At 51.5% G+C, this 21,135-nt stretch carries 11 protein-coding genes; all 11 read left to right on the top strand.

Annotation, left to right across the window (positions count from 1 at the left end):
• Window positions 1–70 precede the first annotated feature (70 nt).
• The 11 genes from H7F31_RS31745 (at window position 71) to H7F31_RS31695 (ending at window position 21,118) form a co-directional block, all read left to right on the top strand.
• Window positions 71–1,063 carry a Gfo/Idh/MocA family protein gene (locus H7F31_RS31745; protein ID WP_187102097.1) on the top strand — a complete coding sequence of 331 codons (993 nt, stop codon included), beginning with the start codon at window positions 71–73 and terminating at the stop codon, window positions 1,061–1,063.
• Between the two features lie 64 nt (window positions 1,064–1,127).
• The gene (locus tag H7F31_RS31740; protein WP_261800208.1) at window positions 1,128–2,009 is read left to right on the top strand and encodes a sugar phosphate isomerase/epimerase; all 882 of its coding nucleotides are present in this window, start codon (window positions 1,128–1,130) and stop codon (window positions 2,007–2,009) included.
• Window positions 2,010–2,150: 141 nt separating this feature from the next.
• A complete protein-coding gene (locus tag H7F31_RS31735) occupies window positions 2,151–2,540 on the top strand; it encodes a cupin domain-containing protein (protein WP_187102096.1) in 390 nt (129 codons plus the stop codon).
• A gap of 312 nt (window positions 2,541–2,852) precedes the next feature.
• Window positions 2,853–7,139 carry a chitobiase/beta-hexosaminidase C-terminal domain-containing protein gene (locus H7F31_RS31730; RefSeq protein WP_187102095.1) on the top strand — a complete coding sequence of 1,429 codons (4,287 nt, stop codon included), beginning with the start codon at window positions 2,853–2,855 and terminating at the stop codon, window positions 7,137–7,139.
• A 64-nt stretch (window positions 7,140–7,203) separates the two neighbouring features.
• Window positions 7,204–8,223: an S-layer homology domain-containing protein gene (locus tag H7F31_RS31725; RefSeq protein ID WP_187102094.1), complete on the top strand. Its 1,020-nt coding sequence runs from the start codon at window positions 7,204–7,206 to the stop codon at window positions 8,221–8,223.
• A gap of 169 nt (window positions 8,224–8,392) precedes the next feature.
• Window positions 8,393–9,709, top strand: coding sequence for an FAD-dependent oxidoreductase (locus tag H7F31_RS31720; RefSeq protein ID WP_187102093.1), 1,317 nt, complete (start codon window positions 8,393–8,395; stop codon window positions 9,707–9,709).
• A 17-nt stretch (window positions 9,710–9,726) separates the two neighbouring features.
• Window positions 9,727–11,328 carry a glycoside hydrolase gene (locus H7F31_RS31715; RefSeq protein WP_187102092.1) on the top strand — a complete coding sequence of 534 codons (1,602 nt, stop codon included), beginning with the start codon at window positions 9,727–9,729 and terminating at the stop codon, window positions 11,326–11,328.
• The gene (locus tag H7F31_RS31710; RefSeq protein ID WP_187102091.1) at window positions 11,325–13,751 is read left to right on the top strand and encodes a hypothetical protein; all 2,427 of its coding nucleotides are present in this window, start codon (window positions 11,325–11,327) and stop codon (window positions 13,749–13,751) included. Before H7F31_RS31715 ends, H7F31_RS31710 begins: the two co-directional genes overlap by 4 nt.
• Before the next feature lie 265 nt (window positions 13,752–14,016).
• Window positions 14,017–17,607: a chitobiase/beta-hexosaminidase C-terminal domain-containing protein gene (locus tag H7F31_RS31705; RefSeq protein ID WP_187102090.1), complete on the top strand. Its 3,591-nt coding sequence runs from the start codon at window positions 14,017–14,019 to the stop codon at window positions 17,605–17,607.
• Window positions 17,608–17,771: 164 nt separating this feature from the next.
• Window positions 17,772–19,334, top strand: coding sequence for a response regulator (locus H7F31_RS31700; RefSeq protein WP_187102089.1), 1,563 nt, complete (start codon window positions 17,772–17,774; stop codon window positions 19,332–19,334).
• On the top strand, window positions 19,331–21,118 hold the full coding sequence (locus tag H7F31_RS31695; protein ID WP_187102088.1) for a cache domain-containing sensor histidine kinase: 1,788 nt from the start codon (window positions 19,331–19,333) through the stop codon (window positions 21,116–21,118). Before H7F31_RS31700 ends, H7F31_RS31695 begins: the two co-directional genes overlap by 4 nt.
• The last annotated feature ends 17 nt before the right edge of the window (window positions 21,119–21,135 follow it).

Raw genomic sequence — 21,135 nt, 5'->3', positions numbered from 1 at the left:
GGACAAAGAATAAACTTAACTGTATAAATCGGTTCTCGGTTGAATGAATGGTGAAAGGACTGGACTGTACATGACAAAACAAGATGTAAGAATCGCGATTATCGGTGCGGGATCGCTTTCGACAAAGCGTATTTATCCGTATATCGGCGCGGCCGGCGCACAGCTTGTCGCCTGTTGCGACCTGAATGAGGAGATGGCCCGGCTGAATGCTTCCCGATTCGGAGGACGCGCATACTCGGAATACAAGGAGATGCTGGAGCGGGAAAAGCCGGATGCCGTCATCATCTGCATTGGGCCCGAGATGCACTATAAGCTGGGCATCGAGGTGATGAAGCTGGGGTATCCGGTCTACACGGAGAAGCCGCCGGCTGTATCGTCCCGGGACGCTTTGGAGGTTGCGCGGGTATCCGCCGAAACAGGCATTCTGTGCATGACGGCGTTCAAGAAGCGGTATAACGCGGCTTATACAAGAGCCAAAGAATGGCTGGCCGGCTTCCAGGCGGAGGATTTGTATTCCATCTCGGCCGATTACGCCTCCAGGCAATACGAGAACCATTCGCTCAAGCGGGACTTCTTGTTCGACTTCACGGTGCACATCATCGACTTAATGCATTATTTGTTCGGGGATGTGGAGCAGGTATTCTGCTTTGCCAAAGGGAAGGACGCCTATGCGGTTAGCCTGAAGTTCGCGAACGGCGCAGTCGGTTCCCTCAATTTGAACTGCGGCAGAAGCTACAAGCTGCCTACGGAGGAAGTGGAGATTTCCATTAAGGGCGGTAATTTCATGACCGTACACAATTCGTCGAGCTGGAAAATTTCAGAGAACGAGCAAGGAGTCGAATGGCGCGAGCCGCCTACATTCATAAGCGCCGGGGACAGCGGCATGGATACGGGCCACTTGGCGGAGCTCATTGAATTTTTTGCGGCGGTCAAGGAAGGCAGAGGCTGCGGAGCGACCCGGTCTCCGATTTATGAAGGCTACAAAACGATGGTTTTGTACGAAGCGATCCGCGATTCGGCCGCAACAGGAGAGATCATTCGGGTCCATTACGAGGCCCTGTAAGCTTGTACAGCTTGTACATGCACTTGTTCAACCTAAATACGACTATCGAAAGCGGGGTGCTTGAATGGCACAAATAACGATTCTAAACGATATGGTGAGCCAGGATTTCGCCGCATCGCTCGATATCCAGAAATCCTGGGGAATTCAGGTGCTGGATCTGCGTCAGAACATTTTCGGTAAAAATCTGGCGGGGCTGACGATTGACGAGGCAAAAGCGGCGGCGGAGCAAATTGCGGAGCGGGATATGTCGGTATACTGTTTGTCATCCGGAATCTTTCTAAATGATATCGAGCTGGGCCGCGAAGCATTCGCGAACCGCTACGACGCCGAGATCGAGCATATCATTCAACTTGCGGAAGTGTTGAAGCCTAAAGTCGTACGGCTCCTGTCCGCCAGATCCAGCAAGCGTGATGCGTATCTGGACAGCGTCGAACATATGGAAGCGAATCATCCATGGGTCATCCCCATGTACCGGGAAGCCGTGGACCGCATTCACAGCGCCGGACTCCAGGTGACCATCGAGAACGAAGCAAAAAAATGCATCTGGAGCAAGCCAAACGAAATTATTGGGTTCTTCCGAGAATTGAACAGGCCGGACAAAGTGAGCTTCACCTTCGATGTGCAGAACATATGGTTCGAAGGGACCTTCCCGACGATGGATGTATACCGCGAGCTTCGGCCTCTCATGGGATACTATCATCTGAAGGGCGGCCAAACCGGCGAGTCGGGCGACAAGCTGGTTTGGCAAAGCGCATTGGATGACGCATCCTGGCCGGTTGCGGAGTTGACGAAGCAAGTATTGGCGGACAAAGCAACCGAGGTCATCTGCCTTAACCCTTCCCACGGAGAAGTCAAACCTGGCTATGACTACAATAATTTGGACAAACGGAACTACGATTACGTCAAAAACATAATCGATTCCATGAATGAAGATGGGAGTTCATGATTCAATGAGCAGCAGAGAAGAATTCATCTCAGGCTTCCAGATTATCAAGATAGACTGTGCCGTCAATGAACCGGCGTTTTCCCTGCGATGCGCGAAGGAGCTATTAAACAATATGAATATATCTGATAGGAGTGAGCGATCATGACGATTCACAATGCATCCGAGTATGTCCAATCATTGGAAACTACCGAAAAGGTGGAATTAAGCTGGGGAAAGTTGAGCTGGCTCATCGGCAACCATAACATGCCGGAAGCGAAGCAAACCTTTGGTATCGTTACCATTCATCCGAATGAACGCAATCCGCTGCACTCCCATCCGAATTGCGAGGAACTGCTCTATGTCATATCCGGAGAATGCGACCACAAGCTCGGAGACGACATCGTCAAGATGAAGCCGGGCAGCGTGATCCGCATTCCCCAAGGAGTCCCCCATTGGGCCAAATGCACTAGCGAGGAGCCGGTCGTTGCGGTTATTTCCTTCTCCTCTGTCGATCGGAAAACCGTAACACATGAGGGCGACGAAATCGCTTGACCAGAAGTAAGGCTTGGCGGTTCTTCCGCATCTTGGAGGCCCTCGCGGCCTCCTTTTTTTTCGCGTGCAGAACATCCAATGATGACGATGCCGAACACGCGGATCATTCAACTACAACCGTAATTATTTCAACTTGTCACAATCGAATCAGTAGAATACTCAATAAAATCCTGATTTTCTCCGTGTTATATCCGCATAAAAATGCTTATGATTATCTCTGAAAGCGCTTTAAAGGAGGTGTATCAGAGAGGGAGACATCAATATATTAAAGAAAAATGATCGGAGGTAGATTTGAACGTGGCAAATTTAAGGATGAAAATAATTAAAAAATACGGAATGTTGTTACTGGCTGCAGCAGTAATGTTCCAAACGTTGCTGTTTTCGCCGGAGCCTGCGGCAGCGAATGCATCGCCAGAGTCATTCACGGTAGATATCGATCTTCAAACGATCATTAACGATGATTTTCTGGGAGTAGGCGCCAATATCATTCCGGTAAGCTTTATGGAGGGCACCAATAGATTCGGTTATAACGAAGCGCATTGGGAGATGGATCGAAAGCGGATTCTCGCGATGAAACCAAGGGTAGCCCGTGTCTGGTTCCAGACGGATTGGATGGAGCTGGAGAAAGGCGTCTACCAATGGGACAGCGACAAAATGATCGAGTTCTACAGATATATGGACGTCCTGCAGGAAGCGGGGACCGAAATTGAATTTAACTTCGGTTGGAAAGTAGGTGTCGAAGCGCAGGAATGGTTCAGCTTCCCTGACGTAGATAAAAGAATCAGCGCTCCCGTCGACCTGGATGCCTTTGCGAACGCCGCATCGGCGGCATTGAATCAACTGATTAACGTCAAGGGTTATGATCATATCAAGTATTTGACCTTCTATAACGAAGCGAACGGAAATTGGGATTTCGAGGCGCCGGGAGACCAAAAAGCGTACTTTGCGCAAATGGTAAAAAAGGTGTCAGACAAGCTGACCGCAGATGGTTTGAGAGATTTGGTGGATATCTGGGGTCCGGAGGAGTCGGGGGCGCCTGATTGGACGCAATACATGCAGGAGAACGCCGACGAGTACTTTGACGCCTATACCTTCCATGTATACGGCCAGTCGTACGACGGACTGACGAAATCGATAACGGACCGCACGAGCGTGGCCGGAGGCAAGCCGGTCATGATGACGGAGTTTGGTTTTGCGGAGGATAATTCGGCATGGAATGCAGGGCTTGCCGGTTCTGTCATCAAAGCTGCCAATATGGGTTTGGGCGGCGCGTTGATCTGGCAATTAAACGGCGTATGGCTCCCTAATCCCTATGTCGGCAATGATACCAACGGAAATTATACAATGTGGGATTCATTGGTATTGGGTACCGATCCTTATAGAAGATATTATGAAAGCAGCTTGCTGACCCGCTACATACCGCCTCATAGCTCGGTTGTTGCCGTAGACACGGGATCGGAAGATATTAGAGCGGCTGTCTTCAAGACGGACGATGGAGAAATGACGATTGTTCTCGAAACGAAAGAGGGGACGAACAAGGAAGTTGCCTTTGATTTTAATGAAGCGGTAAATAAAAGCTTTAATAAACATGTTTACCGTGCGGATGTATCGATTGATGGAAACGCGCTTATTCCAGGAGTGAGCCATACCTTCGCGGCAGGAGATTCGTTCGCGGATGACGAGATCAACGCGGAGCACAACGTCATCGTGTACACGACCATGTCTGCCCAAACGCAAGTCGAGGTTACTCCGCTGGAGTCGACTGTCGAGGGAGGAGAAACCCAAACATTCGACGCCAATGTCATAGACAATAGCAGCGGCGTGACCTGGAGCGTCATTGGCGAAGGCAACGGAACGATTACGAACGATGGACTTTATACTGCACCTTCAGTAACCGAGGAGAAGCTTATCGCACTCAAAGCAACAAGCATACAGGACGATGAAGGTTACGGTATCGCTTTGGTGAAGGTAAGGCCGACTGCAGCGGAAGGGCAAGCGACTATTCCGGCGTTCAGTCTTCCGTACGGCAAATATCCGTCGGGTGAGGCGGTAACGATTACGACAGCCACGCCGGATGCCGAAATCAGGTATACGTTGGACGGCAGCACGCCGACCTTGGCTTCGGAGTTGTATACCAAGCCGATTTTCTTGTTGCGGGGCACGACTCCGCTTAAGGCAGTTGCCTTCAAGGATGGAATGAACCCATCTCCCGTGTCCTTCAGCCTATACAAGATGGCTAATGCAAGCTTAGGTCCCGATGGGTATCAATTCTGTGCCTACGAGAACGGTTTCGATTGCGAGTTTACCGGCGAAGCCAGCGTGGCCTTTGGTTCGGACGGGCTGTTTCATTATGCGAACCTTACCGATGGAGCGGCTTGCACTTCGGCCCTTTTCGGCGATCCTAATCCGGGGACCGAAAAGCGCTGTTACTTCACTTACAACATACCCGCAGAGCTTCCGGTCGTAACCGTCTACAATGCCGGATTCGAGAAGCCAAACGTGGCCAATTATCAGACAGGCCCCATGACGAACGGCTGGTATTTTAATGTGCGGGCCGGCATCCAAAGAAATGGCGGCCAATTCGGAGCCGCAAGAGCTCCCGAGGGCGGCCAAACCGCGTTTATGGTTGGACGGAGTTTCATCGGCGGCGAGATCAGTCAGAAGCTCCATTTCAAAGAAGGAGATTACGAGCTATGGTTCTCCATGGCATCACGATCGACGCCTGGAGGAGAGCTGCCGTTCGACATTTATTTCGACGATACCTTGATCGGCTCCTTCGAACCGAATTCGTCGGATTTCACCCTGCATAAAACCGATTCATTTACGGCTGCGGCCGGGTACCATACGATCAAATTCGTTGGAGCCGCAACGGAAACGGATCATGCCGTCTTCCTTGACGGGATTAAAGTAAGGACGGCAGGCATGGCGCCTCCGCCGCCGGACGTACAGGAACCACTCCCTCCGGAGAAGCCGCTTGAGACACTCGGCAACGCAGGCTTCGAAGAGCCGCAGGTCGCGACTCATCGGGCAGGTCCGATGAAATTCAGCTGGAACTTTAATCTTTTGTCTGGGGTTCAGCGGAACGGCGGGGCTTTTGCTGCAGCCACGGCACCTGAAGGCATACAAACGGCATTTTTACAAACCAAGGGAGGCCAATTCGGCGAAATTAGTCAATATTTGAACTTCGAGGAAGGCAGATACAAGCTTGAATTTTCGGCTGCCAAACGATCGACGAACGGCGGCAGGACGCAATCCTTTGATGTGTACTTTGACGATACGATCATCGGTTCTTATTCGCTTACGTCACCGGATTTCGAGTCCTTGTCGACGATTAGCTTCAACGCAAGCGAAGGACCGCACACGATCAAATTTGTTGCGACGCACACATCGGGACAAAGCGAAACGGGAGAAAGCACGGGATTTATCGATGAGGTATCGCTACGGGATGTATCCGGCGAGCCTCCTGATCCGGAAGAGCCGGCAGAGGAGCCTGTTGCCCTATTGGAGGGCCCTTCCGAAGTTCATGCCGGAGATACGCTTGATCTGAAGATCGGAATATCGAAGGCAAACGAAGGCTACTCAGCCATGGATGTCATTGTTCATTACGATCCGGCCAAGCTTGAGTTCGAGACCATTGTTGATGATGATGGCCATCTGATCCTGTCGTCTAATGCCATTCAATCGTTAGTCGGCCAATTGCAAGTGATTGGCACGGGAGTGAAGCCGGAGCAAGGTCAAATTAGAATTCTGATGCTCGGTACGGGGGCGCCAGTAAGCGAGGACGGCCATGTGATTGCTCTTCAAGGCAAAGCGAAAGCTTCTGCCTCGGCAGGCTCAACTATAATAACGCTGTCCGACTTCGGGATATCGAACGAGTCCGCCGCCTGGCAGGTCGACTCGCATGAGGCCATGTTGACCGTTCAAGTGATCGAAGTGGATAAAAGCGCTCTGAATGCGGAAATCGTGGCCGCGCAAGCGCTTCATGACGGAGCGACCGAGGGCTCGCATAGCGGACAATATCCCGTTGGCTCCAAAAATGTGCTACATGCGGCGATTTTGGCCGCGAAAGCGGTCAACGAAAATTCGAATGCGACTAAACAGCAAGTCATGGAAGCTGTCTCGACGCTGCAGCAAGCCGTTATGATGTTCCGGAATTCAGTCCATGTCGCTGTACCGGCAGACAAGACCGCATTGATTGCTGCAATCGATAACGCGCAGTCGAAGCATGACGCCGCTGTCGATGACGGCAAGCTGGGACACTATGCGCCGGGCTCGAAGGCTTCATTACAAACGGCCATCGATGCGGCAAAGGCAGTCAGGGAAAGTACAAGCGTTACGCAAACGAATGTCAATGATGCGGTTTCCGGACTAAACGACGCCGTTCAACATTTTGCTTCACAGCTCGTTACACTTGTTGAAGGCAACTCCCGAATTTCGATTGCCGATTTGTCTATCGTGGCTAAATATTATGGGATAAACTCGGAGAACGCAAGCTGGAATGAAATCGCGATAGCGGATCTGCTCGATGAAGGCGAAATTACAATTCGTACTCTAGCCGCGGTCGCCCGAATGATTCTGGATGATTGGCTGGCAGAATAAAAGCCCGGAGGAAGGCGGCGACGCCTTCCTCTTGTCGGCTATATAGGGAAAGGATGATTTCGAAATGAGATATCAGTTGGCTGCCGGCATGGCCTTGCTCCTGGCCGTTGTATTTGTCTTAAGCCCTTCTAGTTCTTATGCCGCAAACAAACCTGCGTTTCAATTGAAAATGATGGAAGAGAAGAATGGACAAATTCTGGTAACGGTTCAAGCTCGCAATCTCGCCGATGCATTCGCATTCGATCTGAATGTAAGCTTCGATTCGCTGCGTCTGAAGCTTGTTGAAGCCAAAAGCGAAATCGCCGGTTATACGGTGCCGGCGATCGTGAAGGGCAATGCTATTCAACTGGCGCATACGATGGTCGGCAAAGTAGCGGGCGTTAGCGGGAACGCGGAATTGGCCGTTCTGACGTTCGAGCGTATACGCGGAGGGAATGCCGTCGTGGAATGGCATGAAGCAAAGCTGGTCGATTCGGATCTGGAAATGACGGTTTACCCGGTGCTGAGCAAAGTTGTCGTTGCAGGCAACGGAAAACTCGCCGCCTTGTCGGACATTGCCGGTCATTGGGCGGAAGAGAACATCGCGGAAGCATTGGAGCTGGGGTTCGTAAACGGTTATGAAGACGGTACCTTCCGACCGCAGAAGCAGGTGACGCGCGCCGAATTTGCCGCTATGCTTGCACGGGCGCTTCAACTGCCGGCCTCGGCTGCTCCGAAGGTGGAATTTGACGATCACGATAAACTGCAAGATTGGAACAGGCCGCATATTTATGCGGCAGTCGAAGCAAACCTCGTTAACGGTTACGAGGATCATACGTTCCGCGCGGATCAAAGGATAACCCGGACCGAGATGACGGTCATGCTGGTCCGGGCAAAAGAGGCAAATACGACGGAAGTGGACAAGGGGACCGGACATCGCTTTGACGATGCGGATCAAATCCCTGCTTGGGCGGACGCCTATGTGTCGGCAGCCTTTGAAGCGAGTCTCATGCAGGGCAAAGGCAACAATCGGTTTGCTCCCAATGAATATACGATGCGGGCCGAAGCGGTGACCGCTATCTTAAATTTGCTATATTCCGCATAATGGGTCCCGTAAAATGTTCAACTATATCAATAAAAAGTTCAACTTTATTAATCATGATACAATATTTTTCAATCAATTCGCATATTCCACCATTCTGTAACTCCCCCTGCGAGCTTAACATGAAAGAAAGCCCGAAGCAGGGTCATTTTTGGAGGAGAGGATCACCATTATGCGGCTGAATGAATTGGTTATATCGGAGCGTTACGATGTTGTAGTTGTCGGTGGAGGATCTGCCGGTTTTTCCGCGGCTGTCCAAGCGGCCAGAGCGGGTGCCAAAACGGCGCTTATTGAAAAAAACAGCATTCTGGGAGGAACAACCGTAGTTGCGGCGGTGAACTTCCCCGGATTGTTTCATGTAAAAGGCAAACAAGTGATAGCCGGAATCGGTTGGGAAGCTATAGAAAAAACAGTAGCCAAAGGCGGCGCGTCATTGCCCGATTTCACGAAGGATGTTGGGGATCGGCATTGGGAGCATCAGGTAAGAGTCAACAAATTTGTTTATAGCGCCGTATTGGAAGAAATGTGTTTGGAGGCAGGCGTAGCGCTGCGATATCACGAAATGCCCGCAGCGATCTTAGCGGCCGGGCATGGAGATGGAGATGGAGATGGAGATGGCGAGCATCGATTAATCGTGGCCGGCAAATCGGGATTGGCCGCAATCGGATTCAAGAAGCTGGTAGATGCAACCGGCGATGCCAATCTGGCGGCTATGATGGGATATGCATTGGCGCCGGAGGAGCATCTGCAGCCCGGAACCCTGGTATATAGGCTGGAAGGGTATCAGCTGGATCAGGTAGACGCCGGCAAGCTGAAGGAAAACTATGCCGCGGCTCTCGAGGCAGGCGCGCTTAGGAAAACCGATCATTTGCCCGGCGATATTCCGTTGTACAGAGAGCTTGCTAACAGGGGGAGCGCTTCGCTGCACATTACCGGGATCGACGGCGCAACTTCCTTATCCAAAACCCGGGCTGAAATTCAGGCGCGCGAGGCATTAATGCGAATTTACTTGTATTTGAAAAAAATTCCTGGATGCGAGGGGCTTCAAGTGGAATATTTCGCCAATGAATGCGGAATCCGGGAAACGCGGCGCATTGTCGGCGAGGCGTTTATCGACGCGGAAAGTTATATCGGCGGAACCATGTGGACGGATGCGATATGCTACAGCTATTATCCGATTGATATTCACCAGCATAATTCCAACGATACCGATGTCAGACCGTTGGCCGAAGGCGTTGTGCCTACCATTCCTTATGGAGCGCTCATACCGCGCGGAAGCGATCATCTGCTAACGGCCGGCCGTTGTATCTCCGGCGATCGCACGGCGCATTCCGCCTACCGCGTTCAGGCAACCTGCATGGCTACGGGCCAGGCGGCAGGCGCTGCGGCTGCATTGGCGGCTCTGGGGCATCTGTCGGTGCGCAATGTGAGAGTAGGGGAGATCAGACGGGTGCTGCGGGAACATTCCGCAATCGTGCCTAACGTATAACGGAAGGAAGTAATCCTATGAACAAAGCAAGTGTACGCATATATCCCGAGCAGGTTCTGCATGCCGACTTCCTCGGAGTAGGGGTTAATATCATTCCGGTATGTCTGATGGCGAACAACAGGCTGCAAGGGTATACCGATGCGCATTGGGAAATGGACAAAAAACGAATATTGACGATGAAGCCGAAAGTGGCGAGAATATGGTTCCAAGTGGATTGGATGGAACCGACGAAAGGCGAGTATACCTGGAACAGTCCTGAAATGAAAGCCTTCTATAAATATATGGATGTTCTGCAGAGCGCGGGTACCGAGGTCCAATTGAATTTCGGCTGGAAAATCGGCAGAGCCGTGCAGGAATGGTTCAGCATTCCGGGAACGGAAGGCCGCATCAGCGCCCCTCGCGATCTGGATGCCTATGCCGTCTCATGTTCCGCCCTGCTGCAAGAGTTGATTGTCGGTCGCGGCTACGCCAAATTGAAATACTTATCCTTCTACAACGAGCCGAATGGTCATTGGGATTTCGAAGCTCCCGGCGATCAGAAGGCTTATTATGCGGAGATGTTGAAACGGGTTAACGATCGATTGGTCGCGGATGGCAGAAGAGAGTGGGTGCGGATTTGGGGACCGGAGGAAGTGGACGCCAGCGGCGAATGGATGCATTACATGAAGGATCATGCGGATGATTGCATCGACGAATACACCTTTCACATTTATGGCGGTTCCTACGAGCAGTTAAGCGAACAGATTGCGATTAGACGGGACTATACGTCGCCCAAGCCGGTAGGGATGACCGAGTTCGGCTGGTCCGGCGACGACGAAAGCGGTTGGAATTCGGGCTTCGCCAATTATGTCGTCAAGGCGGCGAACGAAGGCATTCGCTCCGCGTTGGTATGGCAACTAAACGGTGTGTGGTGCGAGGATCCCGACGAGAATGTGAATACAAACGGCGTTTATACGCTGTGGGATTCTTTGGTGCTGGGGATGAATCCCCACAAAAGCTATTATGCCGCAGGGCTGCTGGCGAGATATATCCCGGCGCACAGCTCGGTCGTTCATACGGAAACGGATTCGGACCAAATGCGAACGGCAGCCTTTGCATCCGCCGATGGGGATATGACGATTGTAGTCGAGTACAGGGGAGGAGAAGCTATAGATTACGACATAGCTTGCCCGGAGATGCCGCCGGACCTGCGATGGGTCAAGTATGTTTACAAGCCCGATGTCATTCTGGAAGGAAATGCTCTTCTTCCCGCTTCCATGCCGATCGAACCCGTAAACGGGGTCATTCAAGATTCGTTAATCGATCAAAGCTATCAATTCGTCATCTACACGACAATGAAGCCTCAGGCTCAAGTCGAGATCCTGCCGGTCCAGGTCGAGATGGCTTCAGGGGATACGCTGGCGTTTCATGCAACCGTGATCGATGCAGCGGGCGGAGTAATCTGGAGCGTTGCCGGCGATGCGGCTAGTAACGGCTCTATATCGCAGGCAGGAATATATACGGCGCCGAGGGTGAGTGAAGACGTTTGGGTCGCGATTCAAGCGATCTGCGAATCCGATCCCGATGGACGTGGGATCGCTTTAATCAAGGTTCTGGCCAACAAGGAGAGCATTGTATGAATAAGCGGTTGAAATTTTCAAGCTTTTGGTCCATTAACGATGCGCTTGATCTGGGCAAGCTGCAATGCCAGCTAGATGAATTGCAGGCTGCTGGCTTGGACGGTGTCGTCTTTCACCCTCGCTATTATCCGAATGAGCCGGGCTACATGAGTCCTTCTTATTTGAATACGGTGTCCGATCTCATTTTGTATGCCCGGGATATCGGGATGGAATTTTGGTTGTACGACGAGAATGGCTGGCCTTCCGGAACCGCTGGCGGCGAGGTAATGAACAGACGGCCCGATCTGGCATGCGAGTGGCTGGAATATGGACCTCTCGAGAGTGGGGAATTCGGCATTACGATTTGTTCCCACCCCGGGGTGTCTTCGTTTCAGGCCGAAGCCGCAGCGTTGTTCATCGAGATTACGCATGAAGGCTACCGAAAGGGACTGAAGCCGGAAGCTTTTGATTACGTCGAGGGTTTCTTCTCCGATGAGGTCGGATTTCTCGATGGGCACGGCGTTACGGTAAGCAGAGGCGGAGTTCCCTGGGACAAACGTTTCCCGGCGATGTACGAGACAAGATACGGGGAAGTATTGGAGCCGCTCTTGCCATTATTGTTCGTCGATGGAGCAGAGCACGAACAAGTCAGAGCCCGATTCTGGGAAATGTTGACCGATGCATTAATAGAGGGTTTTTATCAACCGATCGGAGCATGGTGCCAAGCTCACGGCAAACGATTTACGGCGCATTTGAAGGCGGAAGAGCATCCGTATTTTCAATTGACTTATAGCGGTTCCTGCTTTCAGGTGCTAAAAGGCATCGAAACGCCAGCCATTGATGCGCTGGAGAGGTTTCCGGGCAATCACTTTTACCCCCGTCTGCTGCACTCCGTAGCGGTTCAGCAGGGCAGGGACGGTTGTCTCGTCGAGGCAATGGGCGGCAGCGGCTGGGGAGTGACTCCCCAAAGCTTCACGGATTATATTATGTGGCTGGCGGGACACGGCATCGATCAATATGTGCTGCACTTGAATCAGTTCAAGCTGAAGACGCAGGCCGTGCAGGATTGGCCGCCTTCCATGCCGTGCCACCTGACCTGGAAGGACGCATTCGCGGAGCTGCTGAAGTCGATCAGGACAAAGGCTGCAGGGCTGCCCGATCTCCATGCCGAGCCGGAGCTATTGATCGTTGTGCCTACTCGCGGAATTATGGCTTCTTTCCTTCCCGAGGAAGCGCGGCAGTTAAACGAACATGACGGCTCGAATGTGCCGGATTCTCCAAGCGGGAGATGGAATGACAAGCTTCTGCGGTTAGTCGAAGCATGTTATGCGGCAGGGATCCATTATGAGCTGACAGAGGAGAGAGTCGTTGAAACCGAAGGACAAGTCCTTCCGGGAAAGCTGCGCATCGGCTCTCGTCATTATCGTACCGTCGTATTGGCTGAAGGTTGCCTGTGGAATGATCCGAAGTGGGTCTCCGAAGCGGCGGAGGCCGGCATTCAGGTTAGGGAAGCGACAACCTGGCATCCCGACAAGGCAACAATAGAACCGATGACTGCGAAGGCGCTGCCTGAGCTCGTGCCGGAGCAGTCGGCCTGGCATGCGGAGCTGCCCAAGTCCAACCAATTGCTTATTCCTTTCCTGCACCATGCGGAAGCCGGGCTGCAAGCGCGGATTTTATTCGACGGGGCCTCTTCCTTCACTGGTTTGCGTATCGTTCTGCACGATGAGGTGGAGGAGACGACGGTTAATGGGATACGGCTGGAGTTGCGGGAGACGGAGAGCGGATACGAGGCTTCCGTTCCGGATGATTGTGTCGGCGATAAAGGCGAATTGCTGATCGGGATTCTAACGCGCGGCAAAGGCGAACAGAATCCGCTAGCTTTTCTGACTGGCCGGTTCTGCGTAGGGAGCTTGTCGCCTTATACAGAGAAAGACGGGACGCAATGGATGACCGAAGGAGAATTCCGGCTGACTTCCGTTCAGCCGCTCGACTGTTCGGACCTTATTTCGTCCGGATTGCCTTTTTCCGGAACGCCTGTTCAGGTAACCAAGGAGCTGAAGGTGGAAAGCAGCATAACGGCCGGTGTTCTTCAACTGACAGATGTTCATGCCGCGGCTGCTCAAATATGGCTGGGCGAACTAGCGTTGGGCTGGTGTTGGGGACCGGAGTGGCGCGTGAAGACGGGGCGACTGGATGCAGGAAACTATCCTTTGACCGTTTCGTTGTATCCCAGCACGTATAACGTTTATGGACCGCATCGCCATGTGGACGGAGACAGGCATTTGACCAGTCCCGGTCAATACGAAGGGGTGAAAAATTTTGCCGACAGAGCAGATGCTCCGGAACGAACCACAGGCACGCAGTGGCATTTCGTCAAGTGGGGAATAAAGGGCGATGTGCGGCTATTCGATAGCCCGTCGCTGCTTCCAGGCAACCGTTAAATTTATAGCTGTCACAGCACCAAGGAGGTGTCCATGCGGGCATCTCTATTTTTTTCAACTTCGTCTCGTAATTATTCAACCTTTGAAATAGATTCAGTAGATTTCTCAATCCATTCGTAATATCGTACATTTTCCATAATATTCTTGTTGATTATGATTATTAGGGGGGAGATGAAAGCGATTACAAGGGAGGCGATAAAGAATGGGATATATGTAGGATAGTCCCAAGTAGCAAGTAGCTCGAAAAAGAAGGAAAAACAAATGAATGACGAAGGGAGAACAAATGATGGACAAAGGCGTCAAAACGGTAGTTAAGACCATATGTCTATTGGGGTTAACGGCGGTTCTGCTGCTTCAAACGTTATTGCTGTCACCAACCCCCCTTCAAGCCAACCCTGCGGCTCATACTGTCAGCATTCAGCCTAACGTAATCGTGCAGGATGACTTCTTAGGTGTGGGGGTAAACGTAATTCCCGTAAGCTTCATGGAAGGAACTTCGCAATACGGTTATCAAGAGGCGCATTGGGAGATGGACAAGAAACGGATATTGGCACTTCAACCCAAGGTCGCGCGGGTGTGGTTCCAAATCGACTGGATGGAGCCGACGAAAGGAAATTATACATGGAACAGCCCTAAGATGTTGACCTTCTACAAATATATGGACGCTCTGAAGGAAGCCGGTACGGAGATTGAATTCAATTTCGGCTGGAAAGTGGGCGCCGATATTCAAAGCTGGTTCAGCATCCCGGGGGTGGATGCCAAAATAAGCGCGCCTGCCGATCTGGACGCCTATGCGGCTTCCACGTCCGCCGTATTAAACGAGCTCATTAACAATCGCGGTTACACGAATATTAAATATTTGACGTTTTATAATGAACCAAACGGGAATTGGGACTTCGAATCGCCTGGAGATCAACAGGCGTATTACGCCACCATGGTGCAGAAGGCCAGCGACAGGCTAACGGCCGATGGTCTGCGGGATCTGGTGGATATTTGGGGGCCGGAAGAGACGGTAGCCTCGTGGACGCAGTATATGAGCGCGAATGCCGATGCGTATTTCGACGCATACAGCTTCCATGTCTATAGTCAGACCTATGATGGCTTAAGCGCCTCGATCGCCAGCCGCACCAATCATGCCGGGGGCAAGCCTGTCATGATGACGGAATTCGGCTTTGCGCAGGACGATATGTCAGGCTGGGACGGCGGCCTTGCTAATTCGGTCATTAAAGCAGCCAATGAAGGGGTGAGCGCGGCTCTAGTCTGGCAATTAAACGGCGTCTGGCTTCCCGATCCGTATGTGGGCTCCGACACCAATGGCAATTATGCCTTGTGGGATTCGCTGGTTGTCGGGACGAAACCATACAAACGTTACTACGAAACCAGCCTTTTAACCCGCTATATCCCTGCTCACAGCTCGGTCGTGTCCGTAAACACGGGTTCGCCGGATATTCGGGCTGCCGTCTTCAAGACTAGCGGCGGCGATTATACGATCGTGTTGGAGACAAAGGAGGGAACAAGCAAAGACGTTACCTTTGATTTCAACGGCGTCAACATTGGCAAGACTTTCTACAAACATGTGTACCGGGATGACGTGACGTTGGAGGGCAACGCGATTATTCCGGCAGCAAGCGCAAGCTTCGCCGCAGGCGCTACATTCACCGATACCGGCATTGATTCCGAACATAATGTAGTGGTCTACACGACGATACCGTCCCAAACCCAGGTGGAGATTACTCCCTTGGAGCCTATGGTTACCGGGGGGCAATCGCAGCAATTAAGCGCGAATGTCATCGATAACACGGGCGGAGTGACATGGAGCGTTATCGGCAGCGGAAACGGATCGATTACGGGCGGCGGCTTGTATACGGCGCCGCAAGTTGCAGCAGAGAGACTGATTGCGGTCAAGGCAACCAGCACCAATGATCCTTCAAGCTATGGTATTGCATTAGTCAAAGTCAGACCGGCTCCATCGACAGGGAAGGTCGATATTCCGACTTTCAGCCTTGCCTATGGCAAGTACCCGTCTGCCGAAGCGGTGACCATTACGACAACAACTCCCGGCGCTACGATCAGGTACACGACGAACGGCAGCACGCCGACCTCGTCTTCCGCTGTGTACACGGGCCCCATATTCCTGAATCCGGGCATGACGCGCTTGAAAGCCGTAGCCTTCAAGACGGGCCTGACTTCTTCGGCCGAAGCATACAACCTGTACCGGATCGCGGATGCCAGCGGCGGACCTGACGGCTACCAGTTCTGCGCTTACGAGAATGGATTCGATTGCAGCTTCTCCGGAACGGCAAGCGTAGCTTATGGCGCAGACGGCTTATTCCATTACGAGACGCTTACGAATGGCACGCCTTGCACGAACGCTGTTTTTGGCAACCCGAACCCGGGAGCGGCCAAGAGATGTTACTTCAGCTTTGATATTCCTGCGGAACCGCCCGTTGTCACCATCTATAATGCGGGATTCGAGAAACCTGGCACATCTACTTATTTGACGGGCCCGATTACGAACGGATGGAAGTTCAACGTAAGATCCGGCGTTCAGAGAAATGGAAGCGCATTGGGCGCCGCAACGGCTCCCGAGGGCGTTCAGACAGCCTTTATGATCAGCAGGGACGGTTTAAGCGGAGAGATGAGCCAGTCGCTTAATTTCAATGCCGGAACCTATAACTTAAGTTTCCAATTGGCAGAACGTACAAGTTATGGAGGGAAGCTGCCGTTTGATGTCTATGTTGACAATACGAAGATTGGCTCTTTCACGCCTTCTACGGCAAATTTCACGACGAGCACGACGGACAGCTTCACGGTAACGGCAGGGTACCATACGATCAAATTCGTCGGAGCGGTTACGTCTTCGGAAGCTTCGGCTTTTATCGATGCGGTAACGATCCAATTGGCCGAACCGACTAATCCACCGGCTGCCGAGCTTATCAATGATGGATTCGAGACGCCAAGCGTCGCCAGTTATCTGAAGGGGCCAATGACGCATGGCTGGACGTTCAACTCGCGGGCCGGCGTTCAGAAAAATGGCGGGGCATTCGGAGCGGCTCCGGCTCCGGAGGGAGTTCAAACCGCCTTTTTGCAAAGCGTGAACGGCAACCATGGCGAAATCAGTCAAACCGCAAGCTTCGCCGCCGGCACCTACAATATAAGTTTTAAAGCGGCGAAACGGACGAATTCCGGGGGGACGCAGTCCTTTGACGTATTTTTTGATCAAACGTTGATTGGCTCGTACATGCCAACCTCAGGAAACTTTACTGCCTATACAACGGACAATTTTGCCGCATCCGCAGGTAACCATACAATTACGTTCATCGGAACCAGCTCAACCGGCGATAACACTTCCTTCATTGATGAAGTGAAGATCCAACTGGTTCAACCGCAAAATCCGCCATCCCTCGTTATCGCTAATGACGGCTTTGAAACGCCAAGCGTCGCCAGTTATCTCAAGGGGCCAATGACGCATGGCTGGACGTTCAACTCGCGTGCGGGTGTTCAGAAAAACGGCGGAGCATTCGGAGCGGATCCTGCGCCTGAGGGCGTTCAAACGGCCTTCTTGCAAAGCGTGAACGGTGATCATGGCGAAATAAGTCAAATCGTCGATTTCGAAGCCGGAACCTATACTTTAAGCTTCCAAGCGGCGAAACGCACGAATTCCGGCGGGACGCAGTCCTTTAACGTTTATTTTGATCAAACGTTGATCGGTTCCTATATGCCGACCTCGGGAAGCTTCAGTTCTTATACGACGAACAGTTTTGCCGCTTCAGCAGGATACCATACGATCAAATTTGTAGGTACGAGCGTGTCCGGTGACAATACCGCATTTATTGACTCTGTGGCCGTTCAGTAATCAGCCGAAAAGAAGTAACAGGCGCTCGAGCCTTGAGAGGTCGAGCGCCTGTTTCCGCTTTTTTGCGAAAAGCTTGCTATGGTTAAAATTGAACAAGTTGCGATAATACGTTATATTGAATCATCAAAGAGACATCATTCCCTACCAAAGTGAGGTTGGACCCTATGGATATCCTGATAATCGAAGACGAGACGGATATACTGAATGGCATGCAAGAGTCCGTCAGCGGGCTAGATAAGCGAATCGACAGGGTGTTTGCCGTAGGCACATCAGAAGCGGCATTAGAAATCATCGAAGAGCATCATCCCGATATTATTGTGACGGATATCGTATTGCCTCAGATGACCGGCCTCGACCTCATGGAGCAAATTATGGATGGCAGCTATCATCCCAAAGTTATCGTCATAAGCGGCTTCAGCAATTTCAGCTATGCGCAGCGCAGCATCAAGCTGGGGGCAGTCGATTATATGCTAAAGCCGTTTGCCAAACAAGAATTTACGGACAAAATCTTAAGCGTTATCGATTCCATCTATGACGAGAGAGAGCTAAACAAGGTGGTCAAGCAGGACCCCAATTCGTTGCTTGGGACCAAAACATTGCGAGATAAGTACATATTGGGACTTTGTACGAACCCTGTTCCTCTAAACGAAAATACGATGCATAGGCTCAAGTTTTTTGATATGGAGTGGCTGGCAGGGGGAGCCTACTCGATAATAGCGCTTGATCGGGTCGAAACGTCCAAACAACCGCTTACGGAAAATGAAATCGAGCTAAATACATTTGCCATCGGAAATGTGGTGGAAGAAATATTGCTGCAATTTCCGCCTTCTTTGCCTTTCCGAAATATTCATCACCAGTGGGTGATCATAACGGCCAATCATGACCTGGAGGGGATGACAACCGCCATCTCGGAAGCTCTCCTTCGTTATCAGTACATCAAGATATGCATAGGGATCAGCAATCGGATGAACGCCTTTCAGGCCATTGCGATTGCGTACGAGGAAGCCGTGCAAGCGATGAAGCTGGCTCGCGTCGACAAGCAAGGGCATATCTTGTATTATTCGGACAACCCCTCCATAGCGGATCAGAAAAATAGAGGAAACGACTACGAACAAATGGCCCAGTACGTCTATTTGAAGCAAGCCGGGCAGATGGAAGCGGAGATCGGCATCGCGCTCGATTCGCTAACCGTCTCCGTCGGCTCCAATAACAGGCAAGCGCTGGTGCAGGCCTGCGTAGACTGGATTGTCAACGTTCATGCCGCTATAACCGATCAATTGAAGCAAAAGCTCGAGCCCATTACGATTCAGCTTTGGGTAGACCTTGACCAATGCGATAGCTACGGGGAGATAAAAGCTTATATGGTCCGGCATTTTGCGGAGCTGTCCTTGCAACTGAACTCCTCCCCTTTAAATCCGATCATCGAGAAAGCTGTTGAGTATATGACAACCCATTACGCCACTAACTTGACGCTTCAGGGCGTGGCGACGGAGCTGGCCGTGCATCCGGTATGGCTGAGCCAGCTCTTTAAGCGGGAGACCCATGTCACGTTCTCGCATTATTTGACCGATCTGCGCGTGGAGGAGGCGAAACGTCTGCTCCGCGAAACCCATCTGAAAATATACGAAATCGCCGAGCGGGTCGGGTATACGGATCTGCAGCACTTTGGGCAGGTATTTAAAAAACGATCGGGAACGACTCCAAAGGAGTATAGGCAGGGGCCATGAAAATAAATCGAATGTTCAGCGGTTCGTCATTGTTTAAGAAGCTCTTTTTTCTGCTTATCGTTTCCGTTTATATTCCTTTGCTTCTCGTCGGATATATGACCTATAGCAAGTCGAGCGAACAGATCGAAAAAATGACTTCCGCCTTCCTGTCCGACAATCTGGGATATAACATGAGCAGGATCCAGGATTATCTCAAAGAAGTCGAAAGCCAGTCCATTGATGTATACACTTCGGACAAGCTCCAGAAACTATTGGAGGAAAGCAATGCGGGAAACATTGAGGAATTCGAATTTATCAATTCGCTTGCCATCCTTCAGCATCAGCTGTCCGATTCTTACTTTTTGAGCGTATATCCCATTGATCCGGGTCCTTATTTCAACTACAACGTGCTTCGGGCAAATTCGCCGGAGAAGGACATCGATTGGTTTGAGCACGCCTTGGAGCAAAAAGGAAGAGGGTATTGGATGAATGAGACCGGTACCGACTTTGACGGCGTGCATTCGGATTTTTATTATATTCGCTCCATTCGCTCCTTGCGGGCCCCTCTGTTCGAGGATATCGGCGTGATGACGATCCGGGTTCCCGGCAAACAAATAAGGGAACAATTGCTGCTGCTGGACCGCTACCCGAACCATCGAATCAGCATTGTGGATGAGCAGAACCGGGATTTGCTGTTCCCGCGGACGACCACATCGGGAACGGATACGTACGCCGGCCTTCTTGAAGAGGATCTGCTCCTCGGGCAACAGGAATTCCGGGTCATGCACGGAGAGAAGGAGGACTACTACGCGGCATCGATGGCAATCGGGAGCAATGGCTGGAAGCTTGTCGCCACGATACCGACCTCGGACGTCAAAGGTCCTATCCTTCAGCTCAGACAATTTACATGGATCGTCATTCTGATCAGCTTGTCCTTAATCGCAATCTTGTTGGCCGTTATTACAAACAGCTTTACGCTGCCGATCAAAGCCGTCGTCTCCAGCATGAAAAAGATGAATCTCGGCCTACTGGAGTATTGTACCTCCTACACGAGGCGAAAGGACGAAATCGGGCAGCTTGTGTCCGGCTATAATGTGATGATCAAAGGGATGCATGAGTTGCTGGAAACAACAAAGTCCTCGGAACGGGAGAAACGGAAGCTAGAGCTGCAAATGCTGATGCATCAAATTAATCCCCATCTGCTGTACAACACGCTCGATTCGATCAAATGGAAGGCGGAGGTCGCCGGAGAAGCGTCCATCGCAAGGATGTCTACATTGTTAGCCGATTTGCTGCGTTTCAGTCTTAATAACGGAGAAGAGATGACCACCGTCGAACGCGAAATCGAGCATGTGAAAAGTTATCTGATGATTGAATTAATCCGGAACAATAATGGATTTCAGGTTATGTACAATATTCATCCAACGATTTGGAATATGCCGTACATGAAGTTAACTATTCAGCCCATTGTCGAGAACTGCGTCAAGCACGGGATGAAAAAGATGGCCCCTGGAACCGGAAAGGTCATGATTCATATGTATCCGGAAGGCGAGGATATCGTATGCGCGGTCGAGGATAACGGGCCCGGTTGTACGGATGAGACCTTTGAGGCGCTAAAGCAGATTCAAAACGACCAGCTTGGAGCCCGACCGACCGGAATCGGTTTATTTAACGTAAGTCAAAGACTAAAGGCGAATTTCGGCCAGACCTACGGCCTAAGCTTCGGCAGAAGCGGCAGCTCGGGGCTCCGGGTGACGATTCGTCAGCCCGCCCTGCAGCCCGAAGACCATAACAATCCCATGTAAAAACCATATCGATACCC

The sequence above is a fragment of the Paenibacillus sp. PAMC21692 genome (genome assembly GCF_014303795.1).
In the GTDB taxonomy this organism is placed as follows: Bacteria; Bacillota; Bacilli; order Paenibacillales; family Paenibacillaceae; genus Pristimantibacillus; species Pristimantibacillus agaridevorans.
This window is presented reverse-complemented; position numbering and strand designations above follow the sequence as displayed.

What these genes read in the sequence shown, in the direction of transcription:
- H7F31_RS31745 (WP_187102097.1), top strand. Translation starts at nt 71, where the DNA reads ATGACAAAACAAGATGTAAGAATCGCGATTATCGGTGCGGGATCGCTT.
- H7F31_RS31740 (WP_261800208.1), top strand. Translation starts at nt 1,128, where the DNA reads ATGGCACAAATAACGATTCTAAACGATATGGTGAGCCAGGATTTCGCC.
- H7F31_RS31735 (WP_187102096.1), top strand. Translation starts at nt 2,151, where the DNA reads ATGACGATTCACAATGCATCCGAGTATGTCCAATCATTGGAAACTACC.
- H7F31_RS31730 (WP_187102095.1), top strand. Translation starts at nt 2,853, where the DNA reads ATGAAAATAATTAAAAAATACGGAATGTTGTTACTGGCTGCAGCAGTA.
- H7F31_RS31725 (WP_187102094.1), top strand. Translation starts at nt 7,204, where the DNA reads ATGAGATATCAGTTGGCTGCCGGCATGGCCTTGCTCCTGGCCGTTGTA.
- H7F31_RS31720 (WP_187102093.1), top strand. Translation starts at nt 8,393, where the DNA reads ATGCGGCTGAATGAATTGGTTATATCGGAGCGTTACGATGTTGTAGTT.
- H7F31_RS31715 (WP_187102092.1), top strand. Translation starts at nt 9,727, where the DNA reads ATGAACAAAGCAAGTGTACGCATATATCCCGAGCAGGTTCTGCATGCC.
- H7F31_RS31710 (WP_187102091.1), top strand. Translation starts at nt 11,325, where the DNA reads ATGAATAAGCGGTTGAAATTTTCAAGCTTTTGGTCCATTAACGATGCG.
- H7F31_RS31705 (WP_187102090.1), top strand. Translation starts at nt 14,017, where the DNA reads ATGACGAAGGGAGAACAAATGATGGACAAAGGCGTCAAAACGGTAGTT.
- H7F31_RS31700 (WP_187102089.1), top strand. Translation starts at nt 17,772, where the DNA reads ATGGATATCCTGATAATCGAAGACGAGACGGATATACTGAATGGCATG.
- H7F31_RS31695 (WP_187102088.1), top strand. Translation starts at nt 19,331, where the DNA reads ATGAAAATAAATCGAATGTTCAGCGGTTCGTCATTGTTTAAGAAGCTC.